The organism is Lysinibacillus sp. RS10 (assembly GCF_041956855.1).
GTDB classification, from domain to species: Bacteria; Bacillota; Bacilli; order Bacillales_A; family Planococcaceae; genus Lysinibacillus; species Lysinibacillus xylanilyticus_A.
In genome coordinates this window covers 4,848,714-4,870,924 of sequence record NZ_CP167122.1, presented here as the reverse complement: position 1 = coordinate 4,870,924, position 22,211 = coordinate 4,848,714, and the positions used below count along the sequence as shown (strand labels likewise).

General features: G+C 45.1%; 12 protein-coding genes, 11 tRNA genes and 6 rRNA genes. 27 read left to right on the top strand and 2 right to left on the bottom strand.

Going from position 1 to position 22,211, the window contains the following annotated elements; translation table 11 throughout:
• Nucleotides 1-8: 8 nt before the first annotated feature.
• The 23 genes from folP (at nt 9) to rrf (ACB089_RS24175) (ending at nt 17,041) form a co-directional block, all read left to right on the top strand.
• A complete protein-coding gene (gene folP, locus ACB089_RS24285) occupies nt 9-863 on the top strand; it encodes a dihydropteroate synthase (RefSeq protein ID WP_374964282.1) in 855 nt (284 codons plus the stop codon).
• Nucleotides 863-1,231: a dihydroneopterin aldolase gene (folB, locus tag ACB089_RS24280; RefSeq protein WP_374964280.1), complete on the top strand. Its 369-nt coding sequence runs from the start codon at nt 863-865 to the stop codon at nt 1,229-1,231. Before folP ends, folB begins: the two co-directional genes overlap by 1 nt.
• Nucleotides 1,228-1,749, top strand: coding sequence for a 2-amino-4-hydroxy-6-hydroxymethyldihydropteridine diphosphokinase (gene folK, locus ACB089_RS24275; RefSeq protein ID WP_374964278.1), 522 nt, complete (start codon nt 1,228-1,230; stop codon nt 1,747-1,749). The genes folB and folK overlap by 4 nt, the downstream gene beginning before the upstream one ends.
• Nucleotides 1,750-1,860: 111 nt before the next feature.
• On the top strand, nt 1,861-2,901 hold the full coding sequence (gene dusB / locus ACB089_RS24270) for a tRNA dihydrouridine synthase DusB (protein ID WP_374964276.1): 1,041 nt from the start codon (nt 1,861-1,863) through the stop codon (nt 2,899-2,901).
• A gap of 179 nt (nt 2,902-3,080) precedes the next feature.
• A complete protein-coding gene (lysS, locus tag ACB089_RS24265) occupies nt 3,081-4,583 on the top strand; it encodes a lysine--tRNA ligase (RefSeq protein WP_374964275.1) in 1,503 nt (500 codons plus the stop codon).
• A 101-nt stretch (nt 4,584-4,684) separates the two neighbouring features.
• A complete protein-coding gene (locus ACB089_RS24260; protein WP_374964274.1) occupies nt 4,685-4,957 on the top strand; it encodes a hypothetical protein in 273 nt (90 codons plus the stop codon).
• 1,041 nt (nt 4,958-5,998) lie between these two features.
• A 16S ribosomal RNA gene (locus tag ACB089_RS24255) occupies nt 5,999-7,550 on the top strand.
• 180 nt (nt 7,551-7,730) lie between these two features.
• Nucleotides 7,731-10,658 (top strand): 23S ribosomal RNA (locus ACB089_RS24250).
• A gap of 114 nt (nt 10,659-10,772) precedes the next feature.
• Nucleotides 10,773-10,888 (top strand): 5S ribosomal RNA (gene rrf, locus ACB089_RS24245).
• A 10-nt stretch (nt 10,889-10,898) separates the two neighbouring features.
• Nucleotides 10,899-10,974, top strand: a tRNA-Val gene (locus ACB089_RS24240).
• Between the two features lie 3 nt (nt 10,975-10,977).
• Nucleotides 10,978-11,053: transfer RNA gene (locus ACB089_RS24235), tRNA-Thr, on the top strand.
• Between the two features lie 7 nt (nt 11,054-11,060).
• Nucleotides 11,061-11,136 (top strand) — tRNA-Lys (locus ACB089_RS24230).
• A 21-nt stretch (nt 11,137-11,157) separates the two neighbouring features.
• A tRNA-Leu gene (locus ACB089_RS24225) sits at nt 11,158-11,242 on the top strand.
• 48 nt (nt 11,243-11,290) lie between these two features.
• A tRNA-Gly gene (locus tag ACB089_RS24220) sits at nt 11,291-11,365 on the top strand.
• Between the two features lie 5 nt (nt 11,366-11,370).
• A tRNA-Leu gene (locus tag ACB089_RS24215) sits at nt 11,371-11,459 on the top strand.
• A 17-nt stretch (nt 11,460-11,476) separates the two neighbouring features.
• Nucleotides 11,477-11,553: transfer RNA gene (locus ACB089_RS24210), tRNA-Arg, on the top strand.
• A gap of 10 nt (nt 11,554-11,563) precedes the next feature.
• Nucleotides 11,564-11,640, top strand: a tRNA-Pro gene (locus tag ACB089_RS24205).
• Between the two features lie 16 nt (nt 11,641-11,656).
• Nucleotides 11,657-11,732: transfer RNA gene (locus ACB089_RS24200), tRNA-Ala, on the top strand.
• Between the two features lie 144 nt (nt 11,733-11,876).
• Nucleotides 11,877-13,428, top strand: a 16S ribosomal RNA gene (locus ACB089_RS24195).
• 92 nt (nt 13,429-13,520) lie between these two features.
• Nucleotides 13,521-13,597 (top strand) — tRNA-Ile (locus ACB089_RS24190).
• Nucleotides 13,598-13,609: 12 nt separating this feature from the next.
• Nucleotides 13,610-13,685 (top strand) — tRNA-Ala (locus tag ACB089_RS24185).
• Nucleotides 13,686-13,775: 90 nt separating this feature from the next.
• Nucleotides 13,776-16,703, top strand: a 23S ribosomal RNA gene (locus ACB089_RS24180).
• A 222-nt stretch (nt 16,704-16,925) separates the two neighbouring features.
• A 5S ribosomal RNA gene (gene rrf / locus ACB089_RS24175) occupies nt 16,926-17,041 on the top strand.
• Together the 16S, 23S and 5S rRNA genes with 11 tRNA genes alongside form the textbook arrangement of a ribosomal RNA operon.
• A 428-nt stretch (nt 17,042-17,469) precedes the next feature.
• On the opposite strand, the gene ACB089_RS24170 is transcribed toward rrf (ACB089_RS24175), so the two are convergent.
• Nucleotides 17,470-18,141: a LytTR family DNA-binding domain-containing protein gene (locus ACB089_RS24170; RefSeq protein ID WP_368638077.1), complete on the bottom strand. Its 672-nt coding sequence runs from the start codon at nt 18,139-18,141 to the stop codon at nt 17,470-17,472.
• Nucleotides 18,142-18,355: 214 nt separating this feature from the next.
• Between ACB089_RS24170 and aceA the strand changes: the two genes are divergently transcribed.
• Complete coding sequence (gene aceA, locus ACB089_RS24165) at nt 18,356-19,639, top strand: isocitrate lyase (RefSeq protein ID WP_374964272.1); 1,284 nt, start codon at nt 18,356-18,358, stop codon at nt 19,637-19,639.
• 110 nt (nt 19,640-19,749) lie between these two features.
• On the top strand, nt 19,750-21,348 hold the full coding sequence (gene aceB / locus ACB089_RS24160) for a malate synthase A (RefSeq protein WP_374964270.1): 1,599 nt from the start codon (nt 19,750-19,752) through the stop codon (nt 21,346-21,348).
• On the opposite strand, the gene ACB089_RS24155 is transcribed toward aceB, so the two are convergent.
• Nucleotides 21,340-21,516 (bottom strand): hypothetical protein, encoded by a 177-nt coding sequence (locus ACB089_RS24155; RefSeq protein WP_374964269.1) that lies wholly within the window; start codon nt 21,514-21,516, stop codon nt 21,340-21,342. The two genes, aceB and ACB089_RS24155, sit on opposite strands and share 9 nt — an antisense overlap.
• Before the next feature lie 245 nt (nt 21,517-21,761).
• Between ACB089_RS24155 and ACB089_RS24150 the strand changes: the two genes are divergently transcribed.
• Nucleotides 21,762-21,890 (top strand): hypothetical protein, encoded by a 129-nt coding sequence (locus tag ACB089_RS24150; RefSeq protein WP_374964267.1) that lies wholly within the window; start codon nt 21,762-21,764, stop codon nt 21,888-21,890.
• Complete coding sequence (locus ACB089_RS24145) at nt 21,880-22,044, top strand: hypothetical protein (RefSeq protein WP_374964266.1); 165 nt, start codon at nt 21,880-21,882, stop codon at nt 22,042-22,044. Before ACB089_RS24150 ends, ACB089_RS24145 begins: the two co-directional genes overlap by 11 nt.
• Nucleotides 22,045-22,211: the final 167 nt, after the last annotated feature.

Here is a 22,211-nt window from a genome sequence, read left to right as displayed (position 1 = left end):
GCGTTAACATGCTAGAAAAATATACAACACCATTAACTATTAACGGTATCACGTTAGACTATACAGCAGAAACTTTCGTGATGGGTATTTTAAATGTCACGCCAGATTCATTTTCAGATGGAGGAAAGTACAATAGCGTTGAAACTGCTGTAGCTCAAGCGAAAAAAATGGTAGCAGAGGGTGCTAAAATTATTGATGTTGGCGGAGAATCAACACGCCCAGGTTATGAACGTATTTCAGATGAAGATGAAATTGCACGTATTGTACCTGTTATACAAGCGCTAGCAGCTGAAGTACCAGCGATTATATCGGTTGATACGTATAAAGCGAGCGTCGCACAAGCAGCTATTGAAGCTGGTGCACATATTATTAATGATATTTGGGGAGCAAAAGCAGACCCTGAGATCGCTCAAGTTGCTGCAGATTTAAATGTACCGATTATTTTAATGCATAATCGAGACAACACTGAGTATGGAACTGATTTTTGGGTAACGGCAAAGGCTGATTTAGAGAAGAGTATTGCTATTGCTCATAATGCAGGTATACCAGATCACCATATTATTTTGGATCCAGGCATAGGCTTTGCCAAAACAACTGTCCAAAATATTGAAATGATGCAGCATTTAGAGGACTTAGTGGCAATGGGTTATCCTATTTTGCTAGCAACTTCCCGTAAATCAATGATTGGTAATGTTTTGAAGCTACCTGTTGAGGAGCGTGTAGAAGGTACAGGCGCAACAGTTGTTTATGGTATTGAGAAGGGATGCCATATGATTCGTGTGCATGATGTAAAGGAAATGGCGCGAGCTACTTATATGGCTGATGTATTAGTAGGTAAACGTATTTATAAGGAGGAAGTGTGATGGATTATATTCATTTAAAGGATATGCAGTTTTACGGCTATCACGGTGTCTTAGCAGCGGAAACTACACTCGGTCAACGCTTTCGTGCTAATGTTTCACTTGCTGTAGATATGACAATGGCAGGGGAAACGGATGACTTAAATTATACGGTGAACTACGCAGAGGTTTATGCGTTATGTCGTGATATCGTGGAAGGTGAGCCGTTCAAGCTTATCGAAGCACTTGTATCGAAAATAGCAAATAGTATCCTAGAAACATACTCAGAAAAGGTTAAGGGTGTTCGAGTGGAGCTTATTAAACCAGACCCGCCAATACATGGCTATTATAAAGAGGTATCAGTTGAGGTAACGAGAGGTAATTACGAATGAATGATGTGTATTTATCGATCGGTACAAATATGGGAGACAGATTTGAAAACCTCCAGCTCGCTGTTAAACTTTTAATGGACAAAGCGGAAATTGATGTTGTCCACACTTCTTCAGTTTATGAAACGGCTGCTGTAGGCTACACTGACCAAGCCGACTTTTTAAATATTGCAGTTCATATTAAAACGAGTTATTCATCTTCCGAAATGTTGAAAATTTGCCAATGGGTCGAAAATGAATTAGGGCGTGTGCGTGAGTTTCGATGGGGCCCTCGGATCATTGACCTTGACATTTTGCTCTACAATCACGAAAATATCGAAACAGAGAGCTTAATTGTTCCACATCCAAGAATGTATGAGCGAGCTTTCGTATTAGTACCACTGATAGAAATTACGCCTGCACCAATTGGAAAACAGCTGAAAAAGGCACATGATATAATGCAGCAGATCGATTGTGAAGAGGAAGGCGTAACTTTATGGCAAGCATCAACAGAGCTGAAATTTATGCAGTCTGTTAATTAAGTTTCGAATCTAGTGGTCAAAGATTATTGGTGTATTGATTGCCTATAATTGCATAGCATTAACGATAGATATATAGGAATAGGTAAAACCTATAGAAGGAGGAAAACAACGTTGAGTCAGGCAACTGAGAAGCCGTTTCAAATTGGCGATATTGTCATGGACAACCGTGTCGTATTAGCGCCAATGGCTGGAATTTGTAACTCTGCTTTCCGTTTAACTGTTAAGGAGTTCGGAGCAGGGCTAGTATACGCAGAAATGATTAGTGATAAAGGGATTGTTCAGAAGAACGAAAAAACACTAGGCATGCTTTATATCGATGAGCGTGAAAATCCACTTTCATTGCAAATTTTTGGTGGTGATAAGGCAACACTAGTAGAAGCGGCCAAGTATGTAGATGAAAACACAACTGCCGATATTATCGATATTAATATGGGCTGCCCGGTTAATAAAATTATTAAATGCGAAGCGGGCGCTCGTTTACTTTTAGATCCGAATAAATTATATGAAATGGTAGCGGCTGTAGTAGACGCAGTAAAAAAACCTGTCAGCGTAAAAATGCGTATTGGCTGGGATGACGAGCATATCTTTGCTGTTGAGAACGCACAAGCTGCAGAACGTGCTGGTGCATCAGCAGTAGCTGTCCATGGACGTACGCGTGTACAAATGTACGAAGGAAAAGCGAATTGGGATATCATTCGCCAAGTGAAGGAAAATGTAAAAATACCTGTGCTTGGTAATGGTGATGTGGAAACTCCTCAAGATGCAAAACGTATGCTTGATACTACTGGGGTGGATGCCGTAATGATTGGACGCGCTGCTTTAGGTAATCCGTGGATGATTTATCGTACCGTTCAATACCTTGAAACTGGTGAGCTGAAGGAAGAGCCAAGTGTACGTGAGAAAATTGATGTTTGTTTACTTCACTTTGAACGCCTTATCCAATTAAAAGGAGAGGGTGTGGCAGTACGTGAAATGCGTAAACATGCTTCGTGGTATTTAAAAGGTATTCGCGGTAATGGTAAAGCGCGTAATGCGATTAACCAAACAGAAACTGCGACAGCGCTTCGTGCATTATTAAACGGACTTGTACAAGAGTATGAAGAACTTGAATCTAAATTAATAGTACCAGAAGCAAAAGAATTAATTATTTAATATATGAAAGAGGCGTCTCGCTGTTCGTTTAGAGGCGTCGATTTTTCTGTCAACTTTAATTTTTAGAATTATTAATCATTTCTTCTTATATGGAAATTAAACCGAAACAGATGATTACAGCAATAAAATTGTGTACAATAGAAATATTATGGACGTAAACGCGGACAATTTAATAAGGAGTGAAACAAGTGTCAAACATAGAAGAATTAAATGATCAGCTTTTGGTGAGACGCCAAAAAATGACGGCTATTCGAGAAAATGGTCAAGATCCATTTGGTAGTCGTTTTGAACGTACACATTTATCAACAGAAGTACGTGAACAATTTGCAGATCAATCAAAAGAGCAGCTAGAGGAAAACCTACAAGAAGTGATTATCGCGGGTCGTATTATGACGAAGCGTGGTAAAGGAAAAGCTGGCTTTGCACATATTCAAGATCTAGCTGGCCAAATTCAAATTTACGTTCGTCAGGATCACGTTGGCGAAGAAGCGTATGAATTATTTAAACAAGCTGACCTTGGTGATATCGTAGGGATTCGTGGTAATGTTTTCCGAACACAAGTAGGAGAGCTTTCAGTAAAGGCTGAAGAGTTTACATTCCTATCAAAGGCTCTACGCCCTATGCCGGAAAAATTCCATGGCTTACAAGATGTTGAACAACGTTACCGTCAACGTTATTTAGATTTAATGACGAATGAGGATAGTAAAACTACATTCATTACACGTTCTAAAATTATCCGTGCTATTCGCAACTACTTAGATAATATAGGCTATTTAGAAGTTGAAACACCAATGCTTCATACAATTGCTGGTGGTGCAGCGGCTCGTCCATTTATTACACACCACAATGCACTTGATATGGAATTATACATGCGTATTGCTATTGAACTGCATTTGAAACGTCTAATCGTTGGTGGGCTTGAAAAAGTATATGAAATTGGTCGTGTTTTCCGAAATGAAGGGATCTCAACACGCCACAACCCTGAATTCACAATGATCGAGCTGTATGAAGCTTATGCAGACTACAAAGATATTATGTCTCTAACAGAAAACCTTATTGCCCATGTCGCTCAAGAAGTTCTTGGGACAACTACAGTTCAATATGGTGAAGATGAAATTAACCTTGCTGTAGGTTGGAAACGAGTTCATATGGTAGATGCAGTAAAAGAAGCTACAGGTGTAGACTTCTGGCAGCCTATGACAAAGGAACAAGCTCAAGCTCTTGCTAAAGAACATGGAGTAGAGGTTAAAGAAACACATGAGGTAGGACATATTATTAACGAGTTCTTCGAGCAAAAGATTGAGGAAACTCTTGTTCAGCCTACGTTTGTTTATGGTCATCCAGTAGAAATCTCACCTCTAGCAAAGAAAAATCCAGAGGACGAGCGTTTCACTGACCGTTTCGAACTATTTATCGTTCGACGTGAGCACGCAAATGCCTTTACAGAACTAAATGATCCTATCGACCAACGTGAACGTTTTGAAGCTCAGTTAGCTGAAAAAGCAGCTGGTAACGACGAAGCGCATGAAATGGACAATGATTTCATTGAAGCATTAGAATACGGTATGCCTCCAACAGGTGGGTTAGGTATTGGTATCGACCGTTTAATCATGCTTCTTACAAATTCACCTTCAATCCGTGACGTATTATTATTCCCAACAATGCGCCACATTACTAAATAAGTGTTTTTAAAGATGAATGAATATAGGTTATACTTTTAGGGTACTATGTTTTGCAGATAAAAAATAATAAATAGTAACAGAAGTTTTATTGGGGGCTTGTAATGAATTACAAAATCTTTAACAAACAAGTATTTGAACAGGCACAAGTACGTTCAGTTTCAGATGTTGTGTTAACTGAAGAAGAACTTGAAAACGGTATGAAGTTAGCGGTTTCTAAGGTAGATCCGACCCTTACTTTATATTTAGTAGATATTGACGGTCAGAAAAAATTCGACGTCCGTTGGGATGATTCTTCCGAAATTTTCAGTGGCTGGTATTCTGCGTGGGATAATTTCTCTTGGTGCCTAAGTATAGTTGAAAAACCAAATGATTAATGTAGTAGTCTCTTTAAGAAAAATGAATTGTTTCATTTGATAAGGGACAAACATGATAAGCAGGAGTCGAGGTGCAGGAGAAGCACTTTGGCTCCTGTTTTCTCTATTGAGTATTTGTTAGTGTAATGTGTAGATGACATAGATGCGTTCAAGATGTTTAGGAATAGCTGGCTGGCAACTTTGAGGCATTATTGAGGAAGGCTGAAGAATGAGTAGTTTAAAAAGGACTAGAGTTTAACTTCTTTCATTAAATGTTTTTTGTACCGAAAGCGTGGCGACAGGTATAGCAGTCTCCTGCCGCTATAGATGGTGAGATGAATGCGGTTTTAAGTCACTTTTCAGCGGGTATCCAAACACCCGCTGAAGTAGAGGAACTCAGGCTAAGAGCTTCACATCCTGTGAAAACGCCTGAGTGACCACCGTCGTGTTGTTGTTGCCACTGCCACTGCGCTTTCGCACAAAAAACATCTGCAGGCCTAAGCACAAAGCTGATTCCGGATGAAATTATCTGAGGTATAATTGATTTAGCTTGTTGAGATTTATGAGAAAGAGATGTATAGTAAAACAAATAAAGTAGTAGCTAGGAGATTATAAGAGTTGTTTATTACTCGAAAAAACACAAAATAGCTTACTAACTAATTATTTTTTTAAAAAGATAATTTTATAGCAAAAAAACACTTGCGGATGTAATGGAATCGTGATAAATTATTACTTGTCGTTAAGACGACGCAAGAACAAAAACGGATTCGAAAAAACATTTAAAAAAGATGTTGACATCGAAAACCGAGAATGATATTATATAAGAGTTGTCGCCTCTGAAACGGAGAAAAACTTCTGAAAAAGATGTTGACAACAAAAACAAGAAATGTTATGATATAAAAGTTGCTGAAATGAAACGGCAACGAAATGAACCTTGAAAACTGAACAAGCAAAACGTAATCAATAAAGTTTTTAGTAGCTAACCTCGAGTTAGTGAACGAAACAAAATTTTGGACATCAAACATGATGCCAGCAAAACAATTTGAGCTAATCAAATTTCTTTTTATGGAGAGTTTGATCCTGGCTCAGGACGAACGCTGGCGGCGTGCCTAATACATGCAAGTCGAGCGAACAGAGAAGGAGCTTGCTCCTTTGACGTTAGCGGCGGACGGGTGAGTAACACGTGGGCAACCTACCTTATAGTTTGGGATAACTCCGGGAAACCGGGGCTAATACCGAATAATCTATTTTACTTCATGGTGAAATACTGAAAGACGGTTTCGGCTGTCGCTATAAGATGGGCCCGCGGCGCATTAGCTAGTTGGTGAGGTAACGGCTCACCAAGGCGACGATGCGTAGCCGACCTGAGAGGGTGATCGGCCACACTGGGACTGAGACACGGCCCAGACTCCTACGGGAGGCAGCAGTAGGGAATCTTCCACAATGGGCGAAAGCCTGATGGAGCAACGCCGCGTGAGTGAAGAAGGTTTTCGGATCGTAAAACTCTGTTGTAAGGGAAGAACAAGTACAGTAGTAACTGGCTGTACCTTGACGGTACCTTATTAGAAAGCCACGGCTAACTACGTGCCAGCAGCCGCGGTAATACGTAGGTGGCAAGCGTTGTCCGGAATTATTGGGCGTAAAGCGCGCGCAGGCGGTCCTTTAAGTCTGATGTGAAAGCCCACGGCTCAACCGTGGAGGGTCATTGGAAACTGGGGGACTTGAGTGCAGAAGAGGAAAGTGGAATTCCAAGTGTAGCGGTGAAATGCGTAGAGATTTGGAGGAACACCAGTGGCGAAGGCGACTTTCTGGTCTGTAACTGACGCTGAGGCGCGAAAGCGTGGGGAGCAAACAGGATTAGATACCCTGGTAGTCCACGCCGTAAACGATGAGTGCTAAGTGTTAGGGGGTTTCCGCCCCTTAGTGCTGCAGCTAACGCATTAAGCACTCCGCCTGGGGAGTACGGTCGCAAGACTGAAACTCAAAGGAATTGACGGGGGCCCGCACAAGCGGTGGAGCATGTGGTTTAATTCGAAGCAACGCGAAGAACCTTACCAGGTCTTGACATCCCGTTGACCACTGTAGAGATATAGTTTTCCCTTCGGGGACAACGGTGACAGGTGGTGCATGGTTGTCGTCAGCTCGTGTCGTGAGATGTTGGGTTAAGTCCCGCAACGAGCGCAACCCTTGATCTTAGTTGCCATCATTTAGTTGGGCACTCTAAGGTGACTGCCGGTGACAAACCGGAGGAAGGTGGGGATGACGTCAAATCATCATGCCCCTTATGACCTGGGCTACACACGTGCTACAATGGACGATACAAACGGTTGCCAACTCGCGAGAGGGAGCTAATCCGATAAAGTCGTTCTCAGTTCGGATTGTAGGCTGCAACTCGCCTACATGAAGCCGGAATCGCTAGTAATCGCGGATCAGCATGCCGCGGTGAATACGTTCCCGGGCCTTGTACACACCGCCCGTCACACCACGAGAGTTTGTAACACCCGAAGTCGGTGGGGTAACCTTTTGGAGCCAGCCGCCGAAGGTGGGATAGATGATTGGGGTGAAGTCGTAACAAGGTAGCCGTATCGGAAGGTGCGGCTGGATCACCTCCTTTCTAAGGATATTTTCGGAATACAAACCTAGGGTTTGTAAGATTACGTTTTGCGTTCAGTTTTGAAGGTTCATTCTTCTGAATGAAATACTTCAAAACTTGTTCTTTGAAAACTGGATAAAACGACATTGAAATTGTAACAAACACATTTATTTTTTAAGTTTTTTATAGGCTTAATAACTTGGTTAAGTTATTAAGGGCGCACGGCGAATGCCTTGGCACTAGGAGCCGAAGAAGGACGGCACTAACACCGATATGCTTCGGGGAGCTGTAAGTGAGCTTTGATCCGGAGATTTCCGAATGGGGGAACCCACTACGTTTAATCGCGTAGTATCTTGACGTGAATTCATAGCGTCTTGAAGGCAGACCCAGGGAACTGAAACATCTAAGTACCTGGAGGAAGAGAAAGAAAAATCGATTCCCTGAGTAGCGGCGAGCGAAACGGGAAGAGCCCAAACCAAGAGGCTTGCCTCTTGGGGTTGTAGGACACTCAATACGGAGTTACAAAAGAGCGAGTTAGATGAAGCGACTTGGAAAGGTCCGCCAGAGCAGGTAAAAGCCCTGTAGTCGAAAGTTCGTTCTCTCCTGAGTGGATCCTGAGTACGGCGGAACACGTGAAATTCCGTCGGAATCCGGGAGGACCATCTCCCAAGGCTAAATACTACCTAGTGACCGATAGTGAACCAGTACCGTGAGGGAAAGGTGAAAAGCACCCCGGAAGGGGAGTGAAAGAGATCCTGAAACCGTGTGCCTACAAGTAGTTAGAGCCCGTTAATGGGTGATAGCGTGCCTTTTGTAGAATGAACCGGCGAGTTACGATTACGTGCGAGGTTAAGCTTTAGAAGGCGGAGCCGCAGCGAAAGCGAGTCTGAATAGGGCGAATTAGTACGTGGTCGTAGACCCGAAACCAGGTGATCTACCCATGTCCAGGGTGAAGGTGAGGTAACACTTACTGGAGGCCCGAACCCACGCACGTTGAAAAGTGCGGGGATGAGGTGTGGGTAGCGGAGAAATTCCAATCGAACTTGGAGATAGCTGGTTCTCTCCGAAATAGCTTTAGGGCTAGCCTCGTGATGAGAATACTGGAGGTAGAGCACTGTTTGGACTAGGGGGCCATCCCGGTTTACCGAATTCAGACAAACTCCGAATGCCAGATATTTATACACGGGAGTCAGACTGCGAGTGATAAGATCCGTAGTCAAAAGGGAAACAGCCCAGACCACCAGCTAAGGTCCCAAAGTAATCGTTAAGTGGAAAAGGATGTGGCGTTGCACAGACAACCAGGATGTTGGCTTAGAAGCAGCCATCATTTAAAGAGTGCGTAATAGCTCACTGGTCGAGTGACGCTGCGCCGAAAATGTATCGGGGCTAAACGATTCACCGAAGCTGTGGATTGACATCTACGATGTCAGTGGTAGGAGAGCGTTCTAAGTGCGTTGAAGTCAGACCGGAAGGACTGGTGGAGCGCTTAGAAGTGAGAATGCCGGTATGAGTAGCGAAAGACGGGTGAGAATCCCGTCCACCGTATGACTAAGGTTTCCTGAGGAAGGCTCGTCCGCTCAGGGTTAGTCGGGACCTAAGCCGAGGCCGATAGGCGTAGGCGATGGACAACAGGTTGATATTCCTGTACCACCTCCTCACCGTTTGAGAAATGGGGGGACGCAGTAGGATAGGGTAAGCGCGCCGTTGGTTGTGCGCGTCCAAGCAGTAAGGCGTGTGTGTAGGCAAATCCGCACACTGTAACGTTGAGCTGTGATGGCGAGTCCGTATGGACGAAGTTCCTGATTTCACACTGCCAAGAAAAGCCTCTATCGAGGTGAGAGGTGCCCGTACCGCAAACCGACACAGGTAGTCGAGGAGAGAATCCTAAGGTGTGCGAGAGAACTCTCGTTAAGGAACTCGGCAAAATGACCCCGTAACTTCGGGAGAAGGGGTGCTCTTGAGCGTGCAAGCGCATGAGAGCCGCAGTGAATAGGCCCAGGCGACTGTTTAGCAAAAACACAGGTCTCTGCAAAACCGTAAGGTGACGTATAGGGGCTGACGCCTGCCCGGTGCTGGAAGGTTAAGAGGAGTGGTTAGCGCAAGCGAAGCTGCGAATTGAAGCCCCAGTAAACGGCGGCCGTAACTATAACGGTCCTAAGGTAGCGAAATTCCTTGTCGGGTAAGTTCCGACCCGCACGAAAGGCGTAACGATCTGGGCACTGTCTCAACGAGAGACTCGGTGAAATTATAGTACCTGTGAAGATGCAGGTTACCCGCGACAGGACGGAAAGACCCCGTGGAGCTTTACTGTAGCCTGATATTGAATTTTGGTACAACTTGTACAGGATAGGTAGGAGCCAGAGATCTCGGAGCGCCAGCTTCGAAGGAGGCGTCGGTGGGATACTACCCTGGTTGTATTGAAATTCTAACCCATGCCCCTTAGCGGGGCAGGAGACAGTGTCAGGCGGACAGTTTGACTGGGGCGGTCGCCTCCTAAAAGGTAACGGAGGCGCCCAAAGGTTCCCTCAGAATGGTTGGAAATCATTCGTAGAGTGTAAAGGCACAAGGGAGCTTGACTGCGAGACCTACAAGTCGAGCAGGGTCGAAAGACGGGCTTAGTGATCCGGTGGTTCCGCATGGAAGGGCCATCGCTCAACGGATAAAAGCTACCCCGGGGATAACAGGCTTATCTCCCCCAAGAGTCCACATCGACGGGGAGGTTTGGCACCTCGATGTCGGCTCATCGCATCCTGGGGCTGTAGTCGGTCCCAAGGGTTGGGCTGTTCGCCCATTAAAGCGGTACGCGAGCTGGGTTCAGAACGTCGTGAGACAGTTCGGTCCCTATCCGTCGTGGGCGTAGGAAATTTGAGAGGAGCTGTCCTTAGTACGAGAGGACCGGGATGGACACACCGCTGGTGTACCAGTTGTCTTGCCAAAGGCATCGCTGGGTAGCTATGTGTGGACGGGATAAGTGCTGAAAGCATCTAAGCATGAAGCCCCCCTCAAGATGAGATTTCCCATTACGCAAGTAAGTAAGATCCCTCAAAGACGATGAGGTAGATAGGTTCGAGGTGGAAGTGTGGTGACACATGGAGCTGACGAATACTAATCGATCGAGGACTTAACCAAAATGTTTGAAACATTCAATGCACGTTTATCCAGTTTTGAAAGAACAAGAAAGTTTTTAAAAAAAGCTTGCAATTATAACAAAATGTGTTATAATAAATCTTGTCTTTAAAATAGTCTAGTGATGATGGCAAAGAGGTCACACCCGTTCCCATACCGAACACGGAAGTTAAGCTCTTTAGCGCCGATGGTAGTTGGGGGCTTCCCCCTGTGAGAGTAGGACGTCGCTAGGCATTATACCCAGGAGGATTAGCTCAGCTGGGAGAGCACCTGCCTTACAAGCAGGGGGTCGGCGGTTCGAGCCCGTCATCCTCCACCATTTGCCGGTGTAGCTCAGTTGGTAGAGCAACTGACTTGTAATCAGTAGGTCGTGGGTTCGACTCCTATCGCCGGCACCATAGTTTTGAGCCATTAGCTCAGTTGGTAGAGCATCTGACTTTTAATCAGAGGGTCGAAGGTTCGAGTCCTTCATGGCTCACCATTTAAATTGCCAACAAAATATGCGGGTGTGGCGGAATTGGCAGACGCACTAGACTTAGGATCTAGCGCCGCAAGGCGTGGGGGTTCGACTCCCTTCACCCGCACCATTTTTTAAGAATTTCATAATTGCCAGGATAAATAAATCTTATGCACATGCGGAAGTAGTTCAGTGGTAGAACACCACCTTGCCAAGGTGGGGGTCGCGAGTTCGAACCTCGTCTTCCGCTCCAAATGTGCCGGGGTGGCGGAACTGGCAGACGCACAGGACTTAAAATCCTGCGGTAGGTGACTACCGTGCCGGTTCGATTCCGGCCCTCGGCACCATTTTATTTTTATAATTAGCGCCCGTAGCTCAATTGGATAGAGCGTCTGACTACGGATCAGAAGGTTGTGGGTTCGACTCCTGCCGGGCGCGCCAATAAAACAAACGGAATGTAGCTCAGCTTGGTAGAGCACTTGGTTTGGGACCAAGGGGTCGTAGGTTCGAATCCTGTCATTCCGACCATTTTTTCTTAAATTTAGGGGCCTTAGCTCAGCTGGGAGAGCGCCTGCCTTGCACGCAGGAGGTCAGCGGTTCGATCCCGCTAGGCTCCACCAATTAAAATAAATGAACCTTGAAAACTGAACAAGCAAAACGTAATCAATAAAGTTTTAAGTAGCTATCCTTGAGTTAGTGAACGAAACAAATTTTGGACATCAAACATGATGCCAGCAAAACAATTTGAGCTAATCAAATTTCTTTTTATGGAGAGTTTGATCCTGGCTCAGGACGAACGCTGGCGGCGTGCCTAATACATGCAAGTCGAGCGAACAGAGAAGGAGCTTGCTCCTTTGACGTTAGCGGCGGACGGGTGAGTAACACGTGGGCAACCTACCTTATAGTTTGGGATAACTCCGGGAAACCGGGGCTAATACCGAATAATCTATTTTACTTCATGGTGAAATACTGAAAGACGGTTTCGGCTGTCGCTATAAGATGGGCCCGCGGCGCATTAGCTAGTTGGTGAGGTAACGGCTCACCAAGGCGACGATGCGTAGCCGACCTGAGAGGGTGATCGGCCACACTGGGACTGAGACACGGCCCAGACTCCTACGGGAGGCAGCAGTAGGGAATCTTCCACAATGGGCGAAAGCCTGATGGAGCAACGCCGCGTGAGTGAAGAAGGTTTTCGGATCGTAAAACTCTGTTGTAAGGGAAGAACAAGTACAGTAGTAACTGGCTGTACCTTGACGGTACCTTATTAGAAAGCCACGGCTAACTACGTGCCAGCAGCCGCGGTAATACGTAGGTGGCAAGCGTTGTCCGGAATTATTGGGCGTAAAGCGCGCGCAGGCGGTCCTTTAAGTCTGATGTGAAAGCCCACGGCTCAACCGTGGAGGGTCATTGGAAACTGGGGGACTTGAGTGCAGAAGAGGAAAGTGGAATTCCAAGTGTAGCGGTGAAATGCGTAGAGATTTGGAGGAACACCAGTGGCGAAGGCGACTTTCTGGTCTGTAACTGACGCTGAGGCGCGAAAGCGTGGGGAGCAAACAGGATTAGATACCCTGGTAGTCCACGCCGTAAACGATGAGTGCTAAGTGTTAGGGGGTTTCCGCCCCTTAGTGCTGCAGCTAACGCATTAAGCACTCCGCCTGGGGAGTACGGTCGCAAGACTGAAACTCAAAGGAATTGACGGGGGCCCGCACAAGCGGTGGAGCATGTGGTTTAATTCGAAGCAACGCGAAGAACCTTACCAGGTCTTGACATCCCGTTGACCACTGTAGAGATATAGTTTTCCCTTCGGGGACAACGGTGACAGGTGGTGCATGGTTGTCGTCAGCTCGTGTCGTGAGATGTTGGGTTAAGTCCCGCAACGAGCGCAACCCTTGATCTTAGTTGCCATCATTTAGTTGGGCACTCTAAGGTGACTGCCGGTGACAAACCGGAGGAAGGTGGGGATGACGTCAAATCATCATGCCCCTTATGACCTGGGCTACACACGTGCTACAATGGACGATACAAACGGTTGCCAACTCGCGAGAGGGAGCTAATCCGATAAAGTCGTTCTCAGTTCGGATTGTAGGCTGCAACTCGCCTACATGAAGCCGGAATCGCTAGTAATCGCGGATCAGCATGCCGCGGTGAATACGTTCCCGGGCCTTGTACACACCGCCCGTCACACCACGAGAGTTTGTAACACCCGAAGTCGGTGGGGTAACCTTTTGGAGCCAGCCGCCGAAGGTGGGATAGATGATTGGGGTGAAGTCGTAACAAGGTAGCCGTATCGGAAGGTGCGGCTGGATCACCTCCTTTCTAAGGATATTTTCGGAATACAAACCTAGGGTTTGTAAGATTACGTTTTGCGTTCAGTTTTGAAGGTTTATAAAAAAATAAAACTTCTAAGAGGGCCTATAGCTCAGCTGGTTAGAGCGCACGCCTGATAAGCGTGAGGTCGATGGTTCGAGTCCATTTAGGCCCACCATATATACCTCTTGGGGCCTTAGCTCAGCTGGGAGAGCGCCTGCCTTGCACGCAGGAGGTCAGCGGTTCGATCCCGCTAGGCTCCACCATTTTTTTTGTTCTTTGAAAACTGGATAAAACGACATTGAAATTGTAACAAACACATTTATTTTTTAAGTTTTTTATAGGCTTAATAACTTGGTTAAGTTATTAAGGGCGCACGGCGAATGCCTTGGCACTAGGAGCCGAAGAAGGACGGCACTAACACCGATATGCTTCGGGGAGCTGTAAGTGAGCTTTGATCCGGAGATTTCCGAATGGGGGAACCCACTACGTTTAATCGCGTAGTATCTTGACGTGAATTCATAGCGTCTTGAAGGCAGACCCAGGGAACTGAAACATCTAAGTACCTGGAGGAAGAGAAAGAAAAATCGATTCCCTGAGTAGCGGCGAGCGAAACGGGAAGAGCCCAAACCAAGAGGCTTGCCTCTTGGGGTTGTAGGACACTCTATACGGAGTTACAAAAGAGCGAGTTAGATGAAGCGACTTGGAAAGGTCCGCCAGAGCAGGTAAAAGCCCTGTAGTCGAAAGTTCGTTCTCTCCTGAGTGGATCCTGAGTACGGCGGAACACGTGAAATTCCGTCGGAATCCGGGAGGACCATCTCCCAAGGCTAAATACTACCTAGTGACCGATAGTGAACCAGTACCGTGAGGGAAAGGTGAAAAGCACCCCGGAAGGGGAGTGAAAGAGATCCTGAAACCGTGTGCCTACAAGTAGTTAGAGCCCGTTAATGGGTGATAGCGTGCCTTTTGTAGAATGAACCGGCGAGTTACGATTACGTGCGAGGTTAAGCTTTAGAAGGCGGAGCCGCAGCGAAAGCGAGTCTGAATAGGGCGAATTAGTACGTGGTCGTAGACCCGAAACCAGGTGATCTACCCATGTCCAGGGTGAAGGTGAGGTAACACTTACTGGAGGCCCGAACCCACGCACGTTGAAAAGTGCGGGGATGAGGTGTGGGTAGCGGAGAAATTCCAATCGAACTTGGAGATAGCTGGTTCTCTCCGAAATAGCTTTAGGGCTAGCCTCGTGATGAGAATACTGGAGGTAGAGCACTGTTTGGACTAGGGGGCCATCCCGGTTTACCGAATTCAGACAAACTCCGAATGCCAGATATTTATACACGGGAGTCAGACTGCGAGTGATAAGATCCGTAGTCAAAAGGGAAACAGCCCAGACCACCAGCTAAGGTCCCAAAGTAATCGTTAAGTGGAAAAGGATGTGGCGTTGCACAGACAACCAGGATGTTGGCTTAGAAGCAGCCATCATTTAAAGAGTGCGTAATAGCTCACTGGTCGAGTGACGCTGCGCCGAAAATGTATCGGGGCTAAACGATTCACCGAAGCTGTGGATTGACATCTACGATGTCAGTGGTAGGAGAGCGTTCTAAGTGCGTTGAAGTCAGACCGGAAGGACTGGTGGAGCGCTTAGAAGTGAGAATGCCGGTATGAGTAGCGAAAGACGGGTGAGAATCCCGTCCACCGTATGACTAAGGTTTCCTGAGGAAGGCTCGTCCGCTCAGGGTTAGTCGGGACCTAAGCCGAGGCCGATAGGCGTAGGCGATGGACAACAGGTTGATATTCCTGTACCACCTCCTCACCGTTTGAGAAATGGGGGGACGCAGTAGGATAGGGTAAGCGCGCCGTTGGTTGTGCGCGTCCAAGCAGTAAGGCGTGTGTGTAGGCAAATCCGCACACTGTAACGTTGAGCTGTGATGGCGAGTCCGTATGGACGAAGTTCCTGATTTCACACTGCCAAGAAAAGCCTCTATCGAGGTGAGAGGTGCCCGTACCGCAAACCGACACAGGTAGTCGAGGAGAGAATCCTAAGGTGTGCGAGAGAACTCTCGTTAAGGAACTCGGCAAAATGACCCCGTAACTTCGGGAGAAGGGGTGCTCTTGAGCGTGCAAGCGCATGAGAGCCGCAGTGAATAGGCCCAGGCGACTGTTTAGCAAAAACACAGGTCTCTGCAAAACCGTAAGGTGACGTATAGGGGCTGACGCCTGCCCGGTGCTGGAAGGTTAAGAGGAGTGGTTAGCGCAAGCGAAGCTGCGAATTGAAGCCCCAGTAAACGGCGGCCGTAACTATAACGGTCCTAAGGTAGCGAAATTCCTTGTCGGGTAAGTTCCGACCCGCACGAAAGGCGTAACGATCTGGGCACTGTCTCAACGAGAGACTCGGTGAAATTATAGTACCTGTGAAGATGCAGGTTACCCGCGACAGGACGGAAAGACCCCGTGGAGCTTTACTGTAGCCTGATATTGAATTTTGGTACAACTTGTACAGGATAGGTAGGAGCCAGAGATCTCGGAGCGCCAGCTTCGAAGGAGGCGTCGGTGGGATACTACCCTGGTTGTATTGAAATTCTAACCCATGCCCCTTAGCGGGGCAGGAGACAGTGTCAGGCGGACAGTTTGACTGGGGCGGTCGCCTCCTAAAAGGTAACGGAGGCGCCCAAAGGTTCCCTCAGAATGGTTGGAAATCATTCGTAGAGTGTAAAGGCACAAGGGAGCTTGACTGCGAGACCTACAAGTCGAGCAGGGTCGAAAGACGGGCTTAGTGATCCGGTGGTTCCGCATGGAAGGGCCATCGCTCAACGGATAAAAGCTACCCCGGGGATAACAGGCTTATCTCCCCCAAGAGTCCACATCGACGGGGAGGTTTGGCACCTCGATGTCGGCTCATCGCATCCTGGGGCTGTAGTCGGTCCCAAGGGTTGGGCTGTTCGCCCATTAAAGCGGTACGCGAGCTGGGTTCAGAACGTCGTGAGACAGTTCGGTCCCTATCCGTCGTGGGCGTAGGAAATTTGAGAGGAGCTGTCCTTAGTACGAGAGGACCGGGATGGACACACCGCTGGTGTACCAGTTGTCTTGCCAAAGGCATCGCTGGGTAGCTATGTGTGGACGGGATAAGTGCTGAAAGCATCTAAGCATGAAGCCCCCCTCAAGATGAGATTTCCCATTACGCAAGTAAGTAAGATCCCTCAAAGACGATGAGGTAGATAGGTTCGAGGTGGAAGTGTGGTGACACATGGAGCTGACGAATACTAATCGATCGAGGACTTAACCAAAATGTTTGAAACATTCAATGCACGTTTATCCAGTTTTGAAAGAACAATTTCTTTCAACCAAGGGTTTCAAGATACGATGTATATTGAAAGCCGAAGAGAGCTTCAAGACACAAGTAGTACAAGGAAGCAAACGAGTGAATGAGGGAGCGTACCTCTGTACGTGACCGATTGAGCGAGAGAAGCTGACGCAGTAATACGCCGTGTATTGGAGGTCGAAAATAGTCTAGTGATGATGGCAAAGAGGTCACACCCGTTCCCATACCGAACACGGAAGTTAAGCTCTTTAGCGCCGATGGTAGTTGGGGGCTTCCCCCTGTGAGAGTAGGACGTCGCTAGGCAATCTAAAGCCTGAGAATTTTTTCTCAGGCTTTTTTATGTGCACGCGGTAAACTTGGTGAAAGTTCACTACAAGCTCGGCAGTAGAAACTCTTAGCGAAAGACAAGGGTGTCCATGATGATGTGGAATCTGAAGAAAGTCAGACGCAAAGTCTTGAACTGACGAACAAAAATCAGATACAAGGCTGAATTGGGACTGACCAGTAATTCTTGCAGTTACATGAGAGGAAAGTGGTTGCACTTATAAAGTCATCAGTTGAATCAAAAAGGTAAACGTCGCTGAAATGTCCTCGAATGTCGCGTGATGAGAGATTTCATTCATATAAAACTAGAGTACTTGTTGTTTCAATTTTAACAAGAAGTACTCTAGTTTTTATTTTACTATCTATTATGTTTATTCTCTACTATTTCGAAACCTATTTGTATAGCCCTAAAATTCAAGTGCTGTTCTCAAATTGTTGATATAGGATTGACTGACAGGTAGTTCGCTTCCATCTGTTAAAGTAACAATAAAGTTGGAAGTCAGGTCCTTAGCCATTTTTTTAATGAAATGAATATTAACAATATAGGATCGATGAATACGAATAAAGAATGAAGGTAAACGCATTTGAAGCTCTTTCAGTGTAATACTTGTTTTAAATTGCTCCCCCTCTACATAAAACCACGTTTTTTTCTGCAGGCTTTCAATATGAGAGATTTTTTCAATCGCAACAGGATTCCATTCCTCATCTTGCTTTCCAGTTAAAAATTGAAAGGGCTCTACTTTCTTTTCGGTAAAGGTTGAAGGTAATACTACAACAAGCGCTGCAGGCACATCTAAAATGTTTATAGGGTAACCTATCCCATAATACGGTGTTTCGAATAAGGAATTATCTAAAACGGCGTCTGTCCGTTTCCTCGTGCGTAGAACTTGCTCTGCAATGCTGCCTGATTGTACTTGTTGGCCTACCTCCAAATTGATGTTTTGATGTCCAGAATGAAAATAGATATAGGAGTTTTCTGCTGCAATTGCAATGGATGTATTGTCTGGAACCCAGTCTTTTAACATTGAAATAAACTGTTGTGAAATATCTTTTGGCAAAGAATTAAACTCATTATTCATTGTGAATATCCCCCTTGTTTGTAAACAGTTTACCAAATTTCGTCGTTGAAAAAAGCAGTTTCGTCATTAAAATTCGGTATTTTATCTAAAAATAATGAAAATTCAGATGCACTGTTATATATTAATTTACAACAAGTAAACCTGTTATGGAACAGCTAGTTGAAAGTTTTTTAACAGAGTATATTGTATACAAAGGGGAAGGTGGAATTTTAATATGTCAACACGTCAAGAAAAAATCCAAGCATTAGAAAAACAGTGGGCAGAAAACCCGCGTTGGGCAGGCATTGAACGCGGTTATTCAGCTGAAGAGGTTGTTAAGTTACAAGGTTCTGTTGTACTTGAACAAACTTTAGCAGCTAAAGGTGCTACTCGACTTTGGAATTCTTTACATGAAGAGCCGTTCATTAATGCATTAGGTGCATTAACTGGTAATCAAGCTGTACAACAAGTAAAAGCAGGATTAAAAGCAATTTACTTATCTGGCTGGCAAGTTGCTGCTGATGCTAACCTTTCTGGTCAAATGTACCCTGACCAATCCTTATATCCAGCAAACTCTGTACCAGCAGTAGTTAAGCGTATTAATCAAGCTTTACAACGTGCAGATCAAATCGATCATGCTGAAGGACGTGTAGATCAATTTGATTGGTTCGCTCCAATCGTAGCAGATGCTGAGGCTGGCTTCGGTGGTCCTCTAAATGTATTTGAACTTGTAAAAGGAATGATTGAAGCTGGTGCCGCTGGTGTTCACTTAGAAGACCAATTAGCTTCTGAGAAAAAATGCGGTCACTTAGGTGGTAAAGTTTTACTTCCAACACAAAATGCTGTTCGTAACTTAATTGCTGCTCGTCTTGCAACAGATGTAATGGGTGTTGATACAATTTTAATCGCTCGTACAGACGCTGACGCTGCTGATATGGTAACATCTGATATCGATCCGCGTGATGCTGAGTTTATTACTGGTGAACGTACTCCAGAAGGCTTCTTCCGTACAAAACCAGGCATCAAACAAGCGATTGCTCGTGGTTTAGCTTACGCGCCATATGCAGATTTGATTTGGTGTGAAACTTCTAAACCATCACTTGAGGAAGCTCGTGAATTTGCGGCAGCTATTCATGCTGAATTCCCAGGTAAATTGTTAGCTTACAACTGTTCACCTTCATTCAACTGGAAAGCGAATTTATCAGAAGAAGAAATCGCAGAATATCAACGTGAGTTAGGTAAGTTAGGATATAAATTCCAGTTCGTTACATTAGCAGGTTTCCATGCATTAAACCACTCTATGTTTGAGCTTGCGCATGATTATAAAGATAATGGTATGGCTGCATACTCTAAGCTACAACAAGCTGAGTTTGCATCAGAATCAAAAGGCTACACAGCTACACGTCACCAACGTGAAGTAGGTACTGGTTACTTTGATGATGTATCTCAAGTTATCTCTGGTGGTACTTCTTCTACAACAGCAATGGCTGGCTCTACAGAAACAGAACAATTCGTATAAGTTTTATAAAGTACGTGTTTTCCTAAATTCATAATCATAGATCTGTCTCCTCCGCTCCTCCTAAAGCGGGGGATGACTATTTAATATCGCAAAGGTGGGGGAAATAACTGATGGAACAAGCAACAACAGGTAAGCTTAAAATTGTTGGGGAACAAAACGAGCAAACAAAAGAAATTTTAACACCAGAAGCCCTTGAGTTTGTTCTTGCCCTGCACGAAAAATTTGATGCTCGTCGTAAAGCGCTGTTAGAGGCTCGTCAAGAACGTCAAAAGCGTCTTGATGCAGGTGAGAAACTCGACTTCTTACAAGAAACAAAGCATATTCGTGAGGGAGATTGGACAATTGCACCACTTCCAGCAGATTTGGAAGACCGTCGTGTAGAAATTACTGGACCAGTTGACCGTAAAATGGTTATTAATGCTTTAAACTCTGGTGCAAAAATGTTTATGGCCTGCTTTGAGGATGCATCTGCTCCGACATGGGAAAACATGATTGGTGGTCAAATTAATATGCGTGATGCTATTAATAAGACTATTGAATTCACGCAAGCATCCAATGGTAAAACATATAAGTTAAACGAAGAAACAGCTGTATTATTAGTTCGCCCACGTGGTCTTCATTTACTTGAAAAGCATGTACTAGTAGATGGCGAACCGTTCTCGGGTAGTTTCTTTGATTTTGGTCTGTATTTATTCCACAATGCTAAAAATGCATTGGCACAGGGTACAGGGCCTTATTTCTACCTACCGAAGCTTGAAAGCCATTTAGAGGCTCGTTTATGGAATGATGTCTTTGTTTTTGCACAAGATTATATCGGAATTCCACAAGGGACAATTAAGGCTACTGTATTAATCGAAACCATTTTAGCAGCATTTGAAATGGATGAAATTTTATTTGAACTACGTGAACATTCAGCGGGTCTGAATTGTGGACGTTGGGATTACATTTTTAGCTATATTAAACGTCTGCGCAATCAGCCTGATGTAATTTTACCGGACCGCGGACAAGTAACTATGACTGTACCATTCATGAAGGCATATACGTCTTTATGTATTCAAACATGTCATAAACGTAATGCTCCTGCGATGGGCGGTATGGCAGCACAAATCCCTGTTAAGGGTGATGATGATGCGAATGCTTTGGCTTTTGCAAAAGTTGCAGAAGATAAACGTCGTGAGGCAACAGATGGCCATGATGGAACTTGGGTAGCACATCCAGGTATGGTAGCAACGGCGATGGAACAGTTTGATGCGATTATGACGACACCAAACCAAATCCATAAAAAACGTGAGGATGTAAATGTTACAGCGGAAGAATTAGTAGCTGTTCCAGAAGGTACAATTACACTTGAAGGTCTTCGTATTAACTGTAGTGTAGGGGTTCAGTACATTGCTTCTTGGCTACGAGGTAACGGAGCTGCACCGATTAATAACTTAATGGAGGATGCTGCAACTGCAGAAATCTCTCGTACACAAGTATGGCAATGGATTCGCCATCCAAAAGGTATTTTAGAGGATGGGCGTGGTATTACATTGGCATTCGTACTAGAAGTCTTGGAGGAAGAGCTTGTGAAAATTAAAGAGGCTGTTGGGGAACAAGTCTATAACAGCGGTCGCTATGAAGAAGCTGCTGAGCTGTTTAAATCTTTAATTGAGCAAGATGAATTTGCCGAATTCTTGACGCTTCCAGGTTACGAAAAATTAGCTTAACTTGCTTTCAGCAATCGCTGAAAGAGAGGAACTCAGTCTAAAAGCGCCACGTCCTGTGGCAACGACTGAGTGACCAACGTCGTGCTGTGTTGCTGCCGCTACGCTTTCGCACAGACAAAAACACGTTGCTGACGCTGCGTTAGCACTACGCTTTCGCGCAAAAAACATTTGTTGGCCCAAAGCCTTCGGACGGAATTATACCGAGGCATAATTGATTTGAGATACAAATCTACTAAACGAACATATCCAACTTTCCTAGATTGTTGTGGACTGAACTCGAATGGAGTCCACTCTATTTTCCACTAATGTAAACGAGCGGGGTCTGTTCCCCCGTTTCTTACTGAAATTTGAGCATGGTTACAAAATAAAAGGGGTCTAACTTCTAAAAGTAAAGAGTTTTAATGGGGTGAAAGATGTCTTGCGGGCTTAGATGGGGAGCTTGTAAGACATCTTTTTATCTTTATCCTAAGGAGGAGCGTAAAATGCGTAATAAAGAATTATTATTAGTTCCTGAACCAACTCTAGTAGTAGATGAAATTTAATGTATATGTTTTTCGTATCGGTAATACAACCCCTGCAATGCTAGAAGAGGCAGTAAGATTAATAGGGGAAACATTAAATGAAGTAGGATGCATAGTGGATATAGAACAAGCTACTGCATGTTTACAAGAAAAATTAGCAATTGTTGCGAAATAGCTACTGTTGAAAAGAGATGTCTCATGCTGTAATGGGACATCTCTTTGTCAATTCACAAAGCCGTCATAGCCTTTATTGCCAACGGTTTGTATAACTGTTGATTCAATTCGAGGTTCTTCATATATACCTCTAAAAATATCCCTCTTCTTTATGCACAAAAAATGATA

Excerpts from the sequence above, each read along its gene's own strand:
- folP (WP_374964282.1), top strand. The coding sequence starts at position 9 with ATGCTAGAAAAATATACAACACCATTAACTATTAACGGTATCACGTTA.
- folB (WP_374964280.1), top strand. The coding sequence starts at position 863 with ATGGATTATATTCATTTAAAGGATATGCAGTTTTACGGCTATCACGGT.
- folK (WP_374964278.1), top strand. The coding sequence starts at position 1,228 with ATGAATGATGTGTATTTATCGATCGGTACAAATATGGGAGACAGATTT.
- ACB089_RS24260 (WP_374964274.1), top strand. The coding sequence starts at position 4,685 with ATGAATTACAAAATCTTTAACAAACAAGTATTTGAACAGGCACAAGTA.
- ACB089_RS24170 (WP_368638077.1), bottom strand. The coding sequence starts at position 18,141 with ATGAATAATGAGTTTAATTCTTTGCCAAAAGATATTTCACAACAGTTT.
- aceA (WP_374964272.1), top strand. The coding sequence starts at position 18,356 with ATGTCAACACGTCAAGAAAAAATCCAAGCATTAGAAAAACAGTGGGCA.
- aceB (WP_374964270.1), top strand. The coding sequence starts at position 19,750 with ATGGAACAAGCAACAACAGGTAAGCTTAAAATTGTTGGGGAACAAAAC.
- ACB089_RS24155 (WP_374964269.1), bottom strand. The coding sequence starts at position 21,516 with ATGTTTTTTGCGCGAAAGCGTAGTGCTAACGCAGCGTCAGCAACGTGT.
- ACB089_RS24150 (WP_374964267.1), top strand. The coding sequence starts at position 21,762 with ATGTCTTGCGGGCTTAGATGGGGAGCTTGTAAGACATCTTTTTATCTT.
- ACB089_RS24145 (WP_374964266.1), top strand. The coding sequence starts at position 21,880 with ATGAAATTTAATGTATATGTTTTTCGTATCGGTAATACAACCCCTGCA.